This is a genomic window from Burkholderia pyrrocinia, from assembly GCF_022809715.1.
Taxonomy (GTDB): domain Bacteria; phylum Pseudomonadota; class Gammaproteobacteria; order Burkholderiales; family Burkholderiaceae; genus Burkholderia; species Burkholderia pyrrocinia_C.
The window spans coordinates 3,202,577-3,216,748 of the sequence record NZ_CP094459.1 but is presented as its reverse complement, the minus strand read 5'-3'; the positions used below and the strand labels follow the sequence as shown (position 1 = coordinate 3,216,748).

Annotated in this window: 13 protein-coding genes; 10 read left to right on the top strand and 3 right to left on the bottom strand. The window is 66.4% G+C overall.

The features are described 5' to 3' along the window. Window positions 1–97 precede the first annotated feature (97 nt). From MRS60_RS14860 to purU, 5 genes are all read left to right on the top strand, one after another. Window positions 98–2,104 carry a monovalent cation:proton antiporter family protein gene (locus MRS60_RS14860; RefSeq protein ID WP_034179436.1) on the top strand — a complete coding sequence of 669 codons (2,007 nt, stop codon included), beginning with the start codon at window positions 98–100 and terminating at the stop codon, window positions 2,102–2,104. A gap of 77 nt (window positions 2,105–2,181) precedes the next feature. Then, on the top strand, window positions 2,182–2,748 hold the full coding sequence (locus MRS60_RS14855; protein WP_034179054.1) for an adenine phosphoribosyltransferase: 567 nt from the start codon (window positions 2,182–2,184) through the stop codon (window positions 2,746–2,748). A gap of 40 nt (window positions 2,749–2,788) precedes the next feature. Then, window positions 2,789–3,403 (top strand): LysE family translocator, encoded by a 615-nt coding sequence (locus MRS60_RS14850; RefSeq protein WP_034179053.1) that lies wholly within the window; start codon window positions 2,789–2,791, stop codon window positions 3,401–3,403. Window positions 3,404–3,408: 5 nt separating this feature from the next. Continuing rightward, window positions 3,409–4,263, top strand: a complete 855-nt coding sequence (locus MRS60_RS14845) for an NUDIX hydrolase (protein ID WP_034179052.1) — start codon at window positions 3,409–3,411, stop codon at window positions 4,261–4,263. A gap of 74 nt (window positions 4,264–4,337) precedes the next feature. Then, the gene (purU, locus tag MRS60_RS14840; RefSeq protein WP_034179051.1) at window positions 4,338–5,222 is read left to right on the top strand and encodes a formyltetrahydrofolate deformylase; all 885 of its coding nucleotides are present in this window, start codon (window positions 4,338–4,340) and stop codon (window positions 5,220–5,222) included. Window positions 5,223–5,351: 129 nt separating this feature from the next. Here purU and MRS60_RS14835 read toward each other — a convergent pair whose 3' ends face one another. Further along, window positions 5,352–6,434: an AI-2E family transporter gene (locus MRS60_RS14835; protein ID WP_034179050.1), complete on the bottom strand. Its 1,083-nt coding sequence runs from the start codon at window positions 6,432–6,434 to the stop codon at window positions 5,352–5,354. A gap of 252 nt (window positions 6,435–6,686) precedes the next feature. Then, window positions 6,687–9,572, bottom strand: coding sequence for an excinuclease ABC subunit UvrA (gene uvrA / locus MRS60_RS14830; protein ID WP_243564918.1), 2,886 nt, complete (start codon window positions 9,570–9,572; stop codon window positions 6,687–6,689). Between the two features lie 264 nt (window positions 9,573–9,836). Between uvrA and MRS60_RS14825 the strand changes: the two genes are divergently transcribed. The 5 genes from MRS60_RS14825 to MRS60_RS14805 all read left to right on the top strand — a co-directional run bounded on the left by MRS60_RS14825 (window position 9,837) and on the right by MRS60_RS14805 (window position 13,829). Continuing rightward, entirely contained in the window at window positions 9,837–11,024 is a 1,188-nt protein-coding gene (locus MRS60_RS14825; protein ID WP_034179048.1) for an MFS transporter, read from the top strand. 102 nt (window positions 11,025–11,126) lie between these two features. Beyond that, a complete protein-coding gene (locus MRS60_RS14820; RefSeq protein WP_034179047.1) occupies window positions 11,127–11,681 on the top strand; it encodes a single-stranded DNA-binding protein in 555 nt (184 codons plus the stop codon). A 120-nt stretch (window positions 11,682–11,801) separates the two neighbouring features. Continuing rightward, window positions 11,802–12,353: a G/U mismatch-specific DNA glycosylase gene (mug, locus tag MRS60_RS14815; protein ID WP_243565625.1), complete on the top strand. Its 552-nt coding sequence runs from the start codon at window positions 11,802–11,804 to the stop codon at window positions 12,351–12,353. Continuing rightward, the gene (locus tag MRS60_RS14810; RefSeq protein WP_243564917.1) at window positions 12,340–12,963 is read left to right on the top strand and encodes a DNA-3-methyladenine glycosylase; all 624 of its coding nucleotides are present in this window, start codon (window positions 12,340–12,342) and stop codon (window positions 12,961–12,963) included. Before mug ends, MRS60_RS14810 begins: the two co-directional genes overlap by 14 nt. A gap of 101 nt (window positions 12,964–13,064) precedes the next feature. Next, window positions 13,065–13,829: a ParA family protein gene (locus MRS60_RS14805; protein ID WP_034179044.1), complete on the top strand. Its 765-nt coding sequence runs from the start codon at window positions 13,065–13,067 to the stop codon at window positions 13,827–13,829. 72 nt (window positions 13,830–13,901) lie between these two features. Here the strand turns inward: MRS60_RS14805 and MRS60_RS14800 are convergent, their stop codons facing one another. Further along, a complete protein-coding gene (locus tag MRS60_RS14800; RefSeq protein ID WP_243564916.1) occupies window positions 13,902–14,054 on the bottom strand; it encodes a hypothetical protein in 153 nt (50 codons plus the stop codon). Window positions 14,055–14,172 lie beyond the last annotated feature (118 nt).

Below are 14,172 nucleotides of genomic sequence, written 5' to 3'. Positions count from 1 at the left end.
CCGCGCCGGGCTCTCGGACTCGTCCGATGTCGCCTATCCCACGCTACGCCATCGCGCCCGCTTCGCGGTGGCCCCGACGAACGAGGACGCTTCGCCCGTGATTTCCCCGCTCGAAATGACGCTCATGCTGCTGCTGGCTTCGGTGGTGGGCGTCGTCGTATTCCGTTCGCTGAACCTCCCGCCGATGCTCGGCTACCTGACCGTCGGCATCCTGGTCGGCCCGCATGCGCTCGGGATCGCGGCGGATCTCGAGCGCGCCGAGCATCTCGCGGAATTCGGCGTGGTATTCCTGATGTTCTCGATCGGCCTCGAATTCTCGCTCGCGAAACTGAGGTCGATGCAGCGGCTCGTGTTCGGTCTCGGGCTGCTGCAGGTCGTCGCGACGCTTTTGCTCGCGCTGCTGCTCGGCGCGCTGTTCGAGCGCTGGGTGCACATCACGTGGCAGGGCGCCGTCGCACTCGGCGGCGCGCTCGCGATGTCGTCGACGGCGATCGTGTCGAAGATGCTTGCCGAACGTCTCGAGATCGAGACCGAGCACGGCCGCAACATCTTCGGCGTGCTGCTGTTCCAGGATCTCGCGGTCGTGCCGCTGCTGATCGTGATCGCCGCGTTCGGCGCCGAATCGTCGAAGGATCTCGCGCTGACGCTCGGCGTCGCGGCGGTCAAGATCGTGATCGCGCTCACGCTGCTGCTGGTCATCGGCCAGCGCTTCATGACGCGCTGGCTCAACGTCGTCGCGCGGCGCCGCTCGCAGGAACTGTTCGTGCTGAACCTGCTGCTCGTCACGCTCGGCGCCGCGTTCATCACCGACAAGTTCGGCCTGTCGCTCGCGCTCGGCGCGTTCATCGCGGGGATGCTGATCTCCGAGACGCCGTTCCGCCATCAGGTGGAGGAGGACATCAAGCCGTTCCGCGACGTGCTGCTCGGCCTGTTCTTCGTGACGACCGGGATGCTGCTCGATCCGCGCGTGATCTGGGAGCATCCGTTGCTCGTGCTCGGCTTCTTCGTCGGGCAGATCCTGTTCAAGGGGACGATGATCGCCGGGCTCGCCCGGCTGTTCGGCGCGACGCCGGGGGTCGCGATGCGCACGGGCATCGGCCTCGCGCAGGCCGGCGAATTCGGCTTCGTGCTGCTGAACCTGATCCTCGACCGGCATCTGGTCGATTCGACGCTGCTGCAGGCGATCCTCGCGTCGATGCTGCTGTCGATGCTCGCCGCGCCGTTCCTGATCCAGAACGCCGACCGGATCGTGATGCGGCTGTCGTCGACCGAATGGATGCAGCAGTCGCTGCAGATGACGCGGATCGCGACGCAAAGCCTGAAGCAGCGCGGCCACGTGATCATCTGCGGCTACGGCCGCGCGGGCCAGAACCTGGCGCGCATGCTCGAGCAGGAAGGCATTCCGTATGTCGCGCTCGACCTCGACCCGGACCGCGTGAGCGCGGCCGCGACGGCCGGCGAATCGGTCGTGTTCGGCGACGCGGCGCGCCGCGAGTCGCTGCTCGCGGCCGGTATCCACCGCGCGGCGGCGGTCGCGATCACCTATGCGAATACGCCGTCCGCACTGCGCGTGCTGCATCACGTGCACGAGCTCGCGCCGACGCTGCCCGCGATCGTGCGCACCGTCGACGATGCCGATCTCGAGAAGCTGCTCGCGGCCGGCGCGACCGAGGTGATTCCGGAGATCGTCGAGGGCAGCCTGATGCTCGCGTCGCATACGCTGGTGCTGGTCGGCGTGCCGATGCGCAAGGTCGTGCGGCGCGTCGAGGAAATGCGCGACGAGCGCTACAGCCTGCTGCGCGGCTATTTCCGCGGCGCGGACGACGCGGACGACGACGACCACGAGCAGGTGCGGCTACAATCGGTGCCGGTCGATGCGCGCGCGGACGCGGTCGGGCGCTCGCTGGAGGAACTCGGGCTGTATGCGCTCGGGCTGGAAGTCACGGCGATCCGCCGGCACGGCATCCGCGGCGTCGAACCCGATCCGCAGACCAAACTGCGCGCGAGCGACATCGTCGTGCTGCGCGGGCTGCCCGAGGCGCTCGCGCTCGCGGAGGAGCGGCTGTCGCGCCATCGGCGCGACCCGCCGGCCGCGGCCGCGTGAGTCGCGGTCAATAACCTGACCCGTATTTATTCGAAACGGTGCCCGATCTTCGCGCACCGTTTTTTTCGGAGAGTTTCATGCCGCATTCGTCGTCGGGCGCGCCGCTCGATCCGGTCGCCTTCATCCACAGCCAGATCCGCACGGTGCCCGACTGGCCGCAGCCGGGCGTGATGTTCCGCGACATCACGACGCTGCTGCAGAGCCCGAAGGCGCTGCGCATCCTCGTCGACCTGTTCGTCGAGCGCTATGTCGATGCGAAGCTCGACTACGTCGCGGGCCTCGACGCGCGCGGCTTCATCATCGCGCCGATCGTCGCGTACGAGCTGAGCGTCGGCTTCGTGCCGATCCGCAAGGTCGGCAAGCTGCCGTACAAGACGCGCTCGGAATCGTACGACCTCGAATACGGCAGCGCGACGGTCGAGATTCACGAGGATGCGTGCCGCCCCGGCGACCGCGTGATCATCATGGACGACCTGATCGCGACCGGCGGCACGATGATGGCGGGGCGCAACCTGCTGCAGCGGCTCGGCGCGGTGGTCGTCGAAGGCGCGGCGATCATCGACCTGCCCGATCTCGGCGGCTCGACGCTGCTGCGCAACGCGGGACTGCCCGTCTATACCGTCACCGAATTCGCCGGCCACTGAACGCCGGCCCGGCTTACTCACGTTAAACCGCGAGGTCACGATGCCCAACTTCATGCTGTTTCTCGCCACGTCGATCGCGATCACGTTCGCGCCGGGTCCCGACAACCTGCAGGTGCTCGCGCGCGGCATCTCGCAGGGCCGCGCGGCCGGCTTCGTCGCCGCGCTCGGCTTCACGGCCGGGATCCTGTTCCACACGACGCTCGCGGCGCTCGGCGTCGCGGCCGTGCTGCGTTCGTCGCCGGTCGCGTTCGAGATCCTGAAGCTCGCGGGCGCCGCGTACCTCGTGTGGATCGGCATCAAGGCGCTGCGCAGCCAGGGCCTCGCGAATGCGCACGCGCGCCCGCCGCAGCCGCTCGGCACGATCTTCCGGCAGAGCGTGATCGGCAACCTGATGAACCCGAAGGTCACGCTGTTCTTCGTCGTGTTCCTGCCGCAGTTCGTCGATTCGCACGGCGCGCAGAGCGTGACGCTGCAGATGTTCGAGCTCGGCGCGCTGTTCATGCTGCAGACGGCCGCGATCTTCTCGCTGTTCGGCGTCGGCGCCGGGATGATCGGCGCATGGCTGAAGCGCCGCCCGAAGGCCGGCGTGTGGCTCGACCGGATCGCCGGCGCGACGTTCATCGCGATCGGCATCCGCGTCGCGCTGAAGGACTGACGGCGATGACGTTTCCGTGCATCGCGGCCGCGCGCCGCTTCGATCCGGCCGCGCACCTGCGTTTCGAGATCGCCGGCCAGGCGGTCGGCTGGGTGCGCCGCCAGGATGTCGCGAAGCTTGCGCGCTGGCCCGACGTGTTCGAGCTGACCGGCGAGCGCGTCGTCCTGTCGGCGCGCTACGACTCGGTCGACGCGCGCAGCATGGCGCTGGCGAGCGCGATCGGCGCGCTCGCGGCCGAAGGCGCGATTCCCGGCTGGCGCGACGAGATCTACGCGATCCGCAACCGCTTCGACGATGCGCCGCTCGCGTATATCGAGCGCGCCGCGTCGAGGTTCTTCGGCACGCAGACTTATGCGGTGCATCTGAACGGCATCGTAGAATATGCGGCTACGCCCGCCGCGGCCGTGCCGCAGATGTGGCTCGGCCGCCGCAGCGCGACCAAGGCAACCGATCCCGGCATGCTCGACAACGTCGTCGCGGGCGGCATCGGCTGGGGCCTGGGCGTTCACGAGACGCTTGCGAAAGAATGCTGGGAAGAAGCCGGCATTCCGGCCGAACTCGCGGCGCGTGCGATCGCGGGCCGCGCGGTGCAGGTGCTGTGCTCGCTGCCGGAAGGCACGCAGTCCGAACTGATCTTCGTGTACGACCTGCCGCTGCCGCACGACTTCGCGCCGCGCAACCAGGACGGCGAAGTGGCCGAGCATCTGCTGGCCGGCGTGCCCGAGGTGATCGGCTGGCTGCGCGAGGGCCGCGCGACGATGGACGCGAGCCTCGCGACGCTCGATACGCTGCTGCGCCATCGCTGGCTGACGGCGCAAGAGGCGGCAGGCATCGACGCGCTGTTCGCACCGGCCGCGTGACGCGCGCCGCGACGCGCAGCCCGGCGACGCGAACGGGCAATTTGACGAATACGGAAACAAAGGGAGTAGCGGTCATGCCGACCGATCACAGCTTTATCTTGAAACTGTCGTGCCCCGACCGGCACGGCATTGTCCACGCGGTCTCGGGCTTCCTGTTCGAGCGCAGCAACAACATCCTCGATTCGGCGCAGTTCGGCGACAGCCGCACCAGCGAATTCTTCATGCGCGTGCACTTCGAGCAGGACGGCAACGGCACGGATGCCGCGTCGGCGCTCGACACACTTCGCAAGGAATTCGCGCCGCTCGCCGAGCAGTTCTCGATGCGCTGGGAACTGCACGATGCGGCCGTGAAGCCGCGCGTCGTGATCATGGTGTCGAAGATCGGCCACTGCCTGAACGACCTGCTGTTCCGCTATCGCACCGGCCAGCTGCCGATCGAGATCCCGGCGATCGTGTCGAACCACAAGGAGTTCTACCAGCTCGCCGCGAGCTATAACATCCCGTTCCATCACTTCCCGCTGATCGGCGGTTCGTCCGATGCCGCGAAGGCCGCGCAGGAAGCGCGCGTGCTGGAAGTGATCGACGAGCACCAGGCCGATCTCGTCGTGCTCGCGCGCTACATGCAGATCCTGTCGCCGAACATGTGCCAGCAGCTCGCCGGGCGCGCGATCAACATCCACCACTCGTTCCTGCCGAGCTTCAAGGGCGCGAAGCCGTACTACCAGGCGTTCGACCGCGGCGTGAAGCTGATCGGCGCGACCGCGCACTACGTGACGACCGATCTCGACGAAGGCCCGATCATCGAGCAGGAAGTCGAGCGCGTCGACCACAGCATGACGCCCGACCAGTTGACCGCGATCGGCCGCGACGTCGAGTGCGTGACGCTCGCGCGCGCGGTGAAGTGGCACGTCGAGCACCGGATCGTGCTGAACGGGACGAAGACGGTCGTGTTTCGCTGATCTGAATCGGCCGGCCGCCGGTTGGCCGGCCCCCGGATCGCCGGTCGCCGGATCGCCGGCCGCCTGAAACAAAAACGCCGCGCCTCCTTTACGGGGCGCGGCGTTTTTTTGTCGCCTGAGACGCGGGTTTCAGATCAGCCGCAGCAGGTACAGCTCGCGTTTCAGGTACGCATAGAAGATCGGCGCGGCGATCACGCCCGGCAGCCCGAACGCGGCCTCCATGATCAGCATCGCGAGCAGCAGCTCCCACGCGCGCGACTCGATCTGGCCGCCGATGATCTTCGCGTTCAGGAAATATTCGAGCTTGTGGATGACGACGAGGAACACGAGCGACGCGATCGCGGTGCCCATGCTGACCGACAGCGACACGGCGACGATCAGCGTGTTCGAGATCAGGTTGCCGATCACCGGCAGCAGGCCGACGATGAACGTGACGAGCACGAGCGTCTTCGACAGCGGCAGCCGCTCGTGGAAGATCGGCAGTGCGACGAGCAGGTAGATGCCCGTGAACGTCGCGTTGATCGCCGAGATCTTGATCTGCGCGAACACGATCCGGCGGAATGCGTCGGAGAAGCGCGATACGCGCGTGACGAGCGCGGTCGACAGCGGCCGGCGCACCTTGCCATGCTCGACGCCGATCGCGATCATCGCGCCGATGATCATCCCGAACAGCACATGGCCGAAGCCGCGCGCGACGCTCTTGCCGCTCTGCTGGAGCTGGTCCATGTGCGAGTGCATCAGCAAGGCCGCCTTGGTCTTCATCTGCTCGACGTCGACCGGCAGCAGGTTCGCGATCCACGCCGGCGTGCGCGCGCGGGTTTGCTCGACGATCTGCATCAACTGGCCGAGCAGGCTCTGCAGGTTCGGCACCGTGTGCTCGAAATGCTCGATGATGCCGATCGTCAGGCCCGTGAGCCCGCCGACGATCGCGATCGCCAGCAGCACGACGGCGACCCAGCGCGCGCGCATGCTCGTCGTGTGGCGTTCGATCACGGGTGCGATCGTGTGGATCAGCTGGTAGACGAGCAGGCCGGCCAGCAGTCCGCCGAGCAGCTTGAGCTCGAGGACGAGCCACATCGTGACGATCGCGAAGAGATAGCTGCCGATCTCGAGTGCCGACAGCCTCGGCAGGCTGAAGTCGCTCGTCAGTCGCACGCTGCGCAGGTGCGGCTCGCGGCTCTGCGCATCGCGCGACTCTTGTTGCTTCTCCATCGTGGATTCCTGTCGTTCGTGTGTCATGCCGCGCAGCGCACGGCAGAGCCGGGCTCACCCGGCGCCGCACCGGATTGGTGCGGAAGGCGAACCTTACGACCGTAAAGTATAGCTGCCATTATGGTCCGCAAACGGGCCGTTTGGCGCGTGGTGTAAACGCAGAAGGGAAAACGAGGGGGGGCTGCTCGCTGCGGAAGGACGCGCGCGGCCGGGCGGCCGCGCGCGGGAAGGGCCGGGAGGGCCGAAAGCGCGTCAGCCGGCCGCGACCTTGCGGGTCGAACGCTTGAGCAGCGGCGCGAGGTACTTGCCGGTGAAGCTCGCCTTCGTCTTCGCGACCTGCTCGGGCGTGCCCTGCGCGATGATCTGGCCGCCGCCGGCGCCGCCTTCGGGGCCGAGGTCGATCACCCAGTCGGCCGTCTTGATCACGTCGAGGTTGTGCTCGATGATCACGACCGTGTTGCCCTGGTCGCGCAGCCGGTGGATCACCTCGAGCAGCAGCGCGATGTCGTGGAAGTGCAGGCCGGTGGTCGGCTCGTCGAGGATGTACAGCGTGCGGCCCGTGTCGCGCTTCGACAGCTCCAGCGACAGCTTCACGCGCTGCGCCTCGCCGCCCGACAGCGTCGTGGCCGACTGGCCGAGGCGGATGTAGCCGAGGCCGACGTCGAGCAGCGTCTTCAGCTTGCGCGCGATGACCGGCACCGCGCTGAAGAACTCGTACGCATGCTCGACCGTCATGTCGAGCACTTCGCTGATGTTCTTGCCCTTGTACTGCACTTCGAGTGTTTCGCGGTTGTAGCGCTTGCCGTGGCACACGTCGCACGGCACGTAGACGTCCGGCAGGAAGTGCATCTCGACCTTCAGCACGCCGTCGCCCTGGCACGATTCGCAGCGGCCGCCCTTCACGTTGAACGAGAAGCGGCCCGGATCGTAGCCGCACTCCTTCGAGGTCGGCACGCCCGAGAACAGCTCGCGGATCGGCGTGAACAGGCCCGTATACGTGGCCGGGTTCGAGCGCGGCGTGCGGCCGATCGGCGACTGGTCGACGTTGATCACCTTGTCGAAGTGCTCGAGGCCCTCGATCGCCTCGTGCGGCGCCGGCTCGGCCGACGAGCCGTACAGGTGGCGCGCGACCGCGTGATACAGCGTGTCGTTGATCAGCGTCGACTTGCCGGAGCCCGACACGCCGGTGATGCAGGTCAGCAGGCCGACCGGCAGCTCGAGATCGACGTGCTTCAGGTTGTTGCCGTGCGCGTCGACGATGCGCAGCATCCGCTCGGCGTCGGGTGCGATCCGCTCGTCCGGATACTCGATCGTGCGCTTGCCGAGCAGGTACTGGCCCGTCAGCGACTGCGGGTTGGACTGCACCTGCTTCGGCGTGCCTTCGGCCACCACCACGCCGCCGTGCTCGCCCGCGCCGGGGCCCATGTCGACGACGTAGTCGGCCGTGCGGATCATGTCCTCGTCGTGCTCGACGACGATCACCGAGTTGCCGAGGTCGCGCAGGTGCTTGAGCGTCCCGATCAGGCGGTCGTTGTCGCGCTGGTGCAGGCCGATCGACGGTTCGTCGAGCACGTACATCACGCCCGTGAGGCCCGAGCCGATCTGCGACGCGAGCCGGATCCGCTGCGCCTCGCCGCCCGACAGCGTTTCGGCGCTGCGTTCGAGCGACAGGTAGTCGAGGCCGACGTTGTTCAGGAACGTCAGGCGCGCGACGATTTCCTTGATCACCTTGTCGGCGATCTCGCGCTTCGCGCCTTCGAGCGTCAGCCCGTCGAAATAGCCGAGCGCATCGCGCAGCGGCCAGCCGCTGATTTCATAGATGCCGCGCGCGTAGTCGCCCGTGCCGATCCGCACGTGGCGCGCCTCGCGACGCAGGCGCGTGCCTTCGCACGACGGGCACGGCTGGTTGTTCTGGTACTTCGACAGTTCCTCGCGCACCGCGACCGAATCGGTTTCGCGGTAGCGGCGCTCGAGGTTCGGGATGATCCCTTCGAACACGTGCTCGCGGATCGTCGTGCGGCCGCGCTCGTTGATGTACGAGAACGGGATCGTCTGCTTGCCCGAGCCGAACAGCAGCACTTTCCTGATCTTTTCCGGCAGATCCTCGAACGCGGCGTCGATGTCGAACTCGTAGAACGCCGCGAGGCTCTGCAGCATCTGGAAGTAGAACTGGTTGCGGCGGTCCCAGCCCTTCACGGCGCCCGCGGCGAGCGACAGCGACGGGTGCGCGACGACCCGCTTCGGGTCGAAGAACGTGATCTGGCCGAGGCCGTCGCATTCCGGGCACGCGCCCATCGGGTTGTTGAACGAGAACAGGCGCGGCTCGAGCTCCTGCAGCGAGTACGAGCAGATCGGGCACGCGAACTTCGAGCTGAACAGGTGCTCGTGGTCGGTATCCATCTCGAGCGCGATCGCGCGGCCGTCGGCGAGGCGCAGCGCCGTCTCGAACGATTCGGCGAGGCGCTGCTTCATGTCCGGGCGCACCTTCAGGCGATCGACGACAACGTCGATCGTGTGCTTGTCGTTCTTCTTGAGCTTCGGCAGCGACTCGACCTCGTAGATCTTCGCGACGCCTTCGTTCGCGGTGCCGCCGCCCGAGCGCACGCGAAAGCGCACGAAACCCTGCGCCTGCATCTCCTCGAACAGCTCGACGTGCTCGCCCTTGCGGTTCGCGACGACGGGCGCGAGGATCATCAGCTTGGTTTCCTCGGGCAGCGCGAGCGCGGCGTCGACCATCTGCGACACGCTCTGCGCCTCGAGCGGGATGTCGTGATCGGGGCAGTACGGCGTGCCGACGCGTGCGTACAAAAGTCGCAGGTAGTCGTGGATTTCCGTGACCGTGCCGACGGTCGAACGCGGGTTGTGGGACGTCGCCTTCTGCTCGATCGAGATCGCGGGCGACAGGCCCTCGATCAGGTCGACGTCCGGTTTCTCCATCAACTGCAGGAACTGGCGGGCATACGCGGAAAGGCTTTCGACGTAGCGGCGCTGGCCCTCGGCATAAAGGGTGTCGAACGCAAGCGACGACTTGCCCGACCCTGACAACCCGGTAATCACGATCAGCTTGTGGCGCGGCAGGTCGAGATTGACGTTTTTCAGGTTGTGGGTACGTGCCCCACGGATACGGATCTGTTCCATGAACCTGGCGAAAATGGAGGGAACCAAACCTGCTACTATAACGGCTTTTCGAGACCGTCGTTCGGGGTCCCCAGCCTTTACAGCAGGTGGCAGCAAGGCGGCGCCTGCGCCGGGGAAAGCGGTCGCGCCGCGCGGTTCCGGCGGCCTGCAGGCCGCCAGCATCCTGCCCCGACGCGTCGCCCGTCAGGCCTTCCGGGCCGCCGGTCCTGATCTTCCGCCGCCCGCTGCAGGGCGGACATTCCGATCATTCGAAATTCATTCCCGATGTCCAATCCGTCCGCCACGTCTTCCCGCATGACTGCGCCCGAACTGCGCGCGACCACGTCGCTCGCGGCGATCTTCGCGCTGCGCATGCTCGGCCTGTTCATGATCATGCCGGTGTTCTCGGTCTACGCGAAAACCATCCCGGGCGGCGACAACGTGCTGCTCGTCGGCATCGCGCTCGGGGCCTACGGCGTCACGCAGTCGCTGTTCTACATTTTCTACGGCTGGGCGTCCGACAAGTTCGGCCGCAAGCCGGTGATCGCCGCGGGCCTCGTGATCTTCGCGCTCGGCAGCTTCGTTGCCGCGTTCGCGCACGACATCACGTGGATCATCGTCGGCCGCGTGATCCAGGGGATGGGCGCCGTATCGTCCGCGGTGCTCGCGTTCATCGCCGACCTGACTTCCGAGCAGAACCGTACCAAGGCGATGGCGATGGTCGGCGGCTCGATCGGCGTGTCGTTCGCGGTCGCGATCGTCGGCGCGCCGATCGTGTTCCACTGGGTCGGGATGAGCGGGCTGTTCACGATCGTCGGCGTACTGTCGATCCTCGCGATCGGCGTCGTGGTGTGGATCGTGCCCGATGCGGCGAAGCCCGTGCACGTGCCCGCGCCGTTCGCCGAGGTGCTGCACAACGTCGAGCTGCTGCGCCTGAACTTCGGCGTGCTGGTGCTGCATGCGACGCAGACGGCGCTGTTCCTCGTCGTGCCGCGCCTGCTCGTCGACGGCGGGCTGCCGGTCGCCGCGCACTGGAAGGTCTACCTGCCGGTGATGGGGCTCGCGTTCGTGATGATGGTCCCGGCGATCATCGTCGCGGAGAAACGGGGCAAGATGAAGCCGGTGCTGCTCGGCGGCATTCTGGCTATCCTGATCGGCCAATTGCTGCTGGGCAGCGCGCCGCATACCATTCTGATTGTGGCGGCGATCCTGTTCGTCTACTTCCTCGGGTTCAACATCCTGGAAGCGTCGCAGCCTTCGCTCGTGTCGAAGCTCGCGCCGGGTTCGCGCAAGGGCGCGGCCACGGGCGTCTACAACACCACGCAGTCGATCGGGCTCGCGCTCGGCGGCATCGCGGGCGGCTGGCTGCTGAAGCACGGCGGCGCGAACACCGTGTTCTACGCGTGTTCTGGGCTCGTTGCCGCGTGGCTTATAATCGCGGCCAGCATGAAAGCGCCGCCGCGCAAGGCCTGAACCTAATTTTCGGGCAGGCACCGGCGGCGTTCGCGGGCTTGCCCGGCGGGCCGCTCCGACGTATGCGCGGGCGGCCCGGCATCGAATTTACTGGAGAAACACATGGCATCCGTCAACAAGGTCATCCTCGTCGGCAATCTCGGCGCCGATCCTGAAGTCCGTTACCTGCCGAGCGGCGATGCGGTTGCGAACATCCGTCTCGCGACGACCGACCGCTACAAGGACAAGGCAAGCGGCGATTTCAAGGAAATGACCGAGTGGCATCGCGTCGCGTTCTTCGGCCGTCTGGCGGAAATCGTCAGCGAATACCTGAAGAAGGGTTCGTCGGTCTATATCGAGGGCCGCATCCGCACGCGCAAGTGGCAAGGCCAGGACGGTCAGGATCGTTACTCGACCGAAATCGTCGCCGACCAGATGCAGATGCTCGGCGGCCGCGGCGGTGCGGGCGGCGGCGGTGGCGGCGGTGACGAAGGCGGTTACGGCGGCGGCTACGGTGGTGGCGGCGGCGGCCGCGGCGAGCAGACGGAACGCGCCGGTGGCGGCGGTGGTCGCGCCGGCGGCGCGGCGCGCGGCGGTGCTGGCGGCGGCGCGCAGAGCCGTCCGAGCGCACCGGCCGGTGGCGGCTTCGACGAGATGGACGACGATATTCCGTTCTAATCGGCAAGTCGGCATCCCGCATCACGATGGGCCCGAATGTCCGAGTCAAGCCAGCCGCTTGGCCCGGGTATTCGGGCCTTTCTTCGTTTACGTTCTTGTACGTCGCACTCCAGACGAACCGTGGCTGACGCACTCCCCGACCTCATTGCTGCGCATCTCGACGTGCTGTTCTGCGGGATCAACCCCGGCATGACCGCCGCCGCGACCGGGCATCACTTCGCGGGGAGAAGCAACCGCTTCTGGCGCGTGATTCATCTCGCGGGTTTTACGCCAACGGAAATTCCTCCGCAGGACGATCGCGCAATACTCAGGTATGGCTGCGGCGTGACGGCGGTGGTGAAGCGGCCGACCGCGAGTGCCGATCAGCTTTCGCGCGCTGAATTCATCGCCGTGGCCGCGGAGTTCGAGCAGAAGGTCGCGCGTTATGGGCCGCGCTTTGTCGCGTTTCTCGGCAGGGCGGCGTACTCGGCGCTTTCGGGGCAACGCGAAATCGCATGGGGATTGCAGCCGGCGCGCATGCAGCGCGCGAACGTCTGGGTGCTGCCCAATCCCAGCGGGAGAAATCTCGCGTTCGGCCTCGACGATCTGGTCGACGCATATCGTCAGCTTTATCGGCAGGCGAGGACCGCGTCCGGTCGTCAACCGGAGGGGCAGCCGGATGCGACGCGGTAAGACAGCATCCCCGTGGCCGGGCACCGTGTTGCCGCGTGCGTTCTTCGATCGCGCGGCCACCGACGTCGCACCGCAACTGCTCAACAAGATTCTCGCGGCAGCCGACGGCCGGGCCGGCCGCATCGTCGAAGTGGAGGCCTATGCCGGCGCGATCGACCCGGCGGCGCACACCTATCGCGGCAAGACGCCGCGCAATGCGACGATGTTCGGGCCGCCCGGGCACCTGTATGTTTATTTCACATACGGCATGCACTGGTGCTGCAATTGCGTGTGCGGCCCGGACGGTACGGGAACGGGCGTGCTGATCCGTGCGCTGGAACCGCTGCAGGGGCTCGAACGGATGCGCGCGGCACGGCCGCCGCTGACCCGCGATCGCGATCTGTGCCGTGGGCCGGCGCGGCTGACCCAGGCGATGGGGATCGATGGCGCCCAGGATGGCGTCGATCTGGTTGGCGCGCGCGAAGGGTTTGCGGTCGTGGACGACGGCATCGCGCCGCCCACGGATCTGGCGGGCGGGCCGCGCATCGGCATTCGCGTCGGCAAGGATTTCCCGTGGCGGTGGAGCGTGCCCGGCAACCGATATGTGTCGGGGGCGCTGCCGCGCATCTGATGCGTGCCGCCCACAATCGCGCGCAATTCGATCTGCGTCACGCTGCCGCCATTATTGACCGGCTAAGCTGATCCTTTCGACGTTTCGATCGAGGAGACACCATGCGGCGGGTCGTATTCAACCAGAAGGGCGGCGTGGGCAAATCGACGATCGTCTGCAACCTGGCGGCGATCAGCGCGAGCGAAGGGCTGCGCACGCTCGTCATCGACCTCGATGCGCAGGCGAACTCCACGCGCTACCTGCTCGGCGACGCCGCGGCCGATGCGCAACCGGGTGTCGCCGGCTTCTTCGAAACCGCGCTGACCTTCAACTTCCGTCCGGTCGACGTCGCGTCGTTCATTCATCCGACCCCGTTCGAAGGGCTCGACGTGATGCCCGCGCATCCGGACCTCGACACGCTGCACGGCAAGCTCGAATCGCGCTACAAGATCTACAAGCTGCGCGATGCGCTGAACGAGCTCGACACCTACGACGCCGTGTACATCGACACGCCGCCCGCGTTGAATTTCTATACGCGCTCGGCGCTGATCGCGGTCGAGCGCTGCCTGATCCCGTTCGATTGCGACGACTTCTCGCGCCGCGCGCTGTACACGCTGCTCGAGAACGTGAAGGAAATCCAGCAGGACCACAATGCGGCGCTCGAGGTGGAAGGAATCGTCATCAACCAGTTCCAGCCGCGCGCGAGCCTGCCGCAACGGCTGGTCGACGAACTCGTCGACGAAGGACTGCCGGTGCTCGCGTCGAGGCTGTCGGCGTCGGTGAAGATCCGCGAATCGCATCAGCAGTCCAAGCCGGTGATCCATCTCGAACCCGGGCACAAGCTCGCGCAGGAATTCCGCGCACTGCATCGAGAACTGGCCGGCTGATTTTCCGCACGCCGGCGCCGGCCGCGGCCGTTTCATACGGCCGCGCCAGTTTTTTCCATTGCGACCCGCAATTCATCCGATCGTTGATTTTGTCATTAATAATCCCGGAAACGATTTCATAATAAATCCGGAAAAATCGATTACATAAGTGCCTGCTCCATTTTCAATGATCGCCGGTTTTCTAATAAACGGAATAGTGAATTGGTAAATGTTGAGCAAGGTCACGATGCGCTATGCTGTAAAAAGGTAAAAAGAAAATGCGGGACAGAGTGCCGCGGTATTTTTTTCTCTGCGATGTCGGCGCATCGCAGGCTTGGGCGGCCGCTCGAAATGAAATAAGGGT

Excerpts from the sequence above, each read along its gene's own strand:
- MRS60_RS14855 (WP_034179054.1), top strand. The coding sequence starts at position 2,182 with ATGCCGCATTCGTCGTCGGGCGCGCCGCTCGATCCGGTCGCCTTCATC.
- MRS60_RS14850 (WP_034179053.1), top strand. The coding sequence starts at position 2,789 with ATGCCCAACTTCATGCTGTTTCTCGCCACGTCGATCGCGATCACGTTC.
- MRS60_RS14845 (WP_034179052.1), top strand. The coding sequence starts at position 3,409 with ATGACGTTTCCGTGCATCGCGGCCGCGCGCCGCTTCGATCCGGCCGCG.
- purU (WP_034179051.1), top strand. The coding sequence starts at position 4,338 with ATGCCGACCGATCACAGCTTTATCTTGAAACTGTCGTGCCCCGACCGG.
- MRS60_RS14835 (WP_034179050.1), bottom strand. The coding sequence starts at position 6,434 with ATGGAGAAGCAACAAGAGTCGCGCGATGCGCAGAGCCGCGAGCCGCAC.
- uvrA (WP_243564918.1), bottom strand. The coding sequence starts at position 9,572 with ATGGAACAGATCCGTATCCGTGGGGCACGTACCCACAACCTGAAAAAC.
- MRS60_RS14825 (WP_034179048.1), top strand. The coding sequence starts at position 9,837 with ATGTCCAATCCGTCCGCCACGTCTTCCCGCATGACTGCGCCCGAACTG.
- MRS60_RS14820 (WP_034179047.1), top strand. The coding sequence starts at position 11,127 with ATGGCATCCGTCAACAAGGTCATCCTCGTCGGCAATCTCGGCGCCGAT.
- MRS60_RS14810 (WP_243564917.1), top strand. The coding sequence starts at position 12,340 with ATGCGACGCGGTAAGACAGCATCCCCGTGGCCGGGCACCGTGTTGCCG.
- MRS60_RS14805 (WP_034179044.1), top strand. The coding sequence starts at position 13,065 with ATGCGGCGGGTCGTATTCAACCAGAAGGGCGGCGTGGGCAAATCGACG.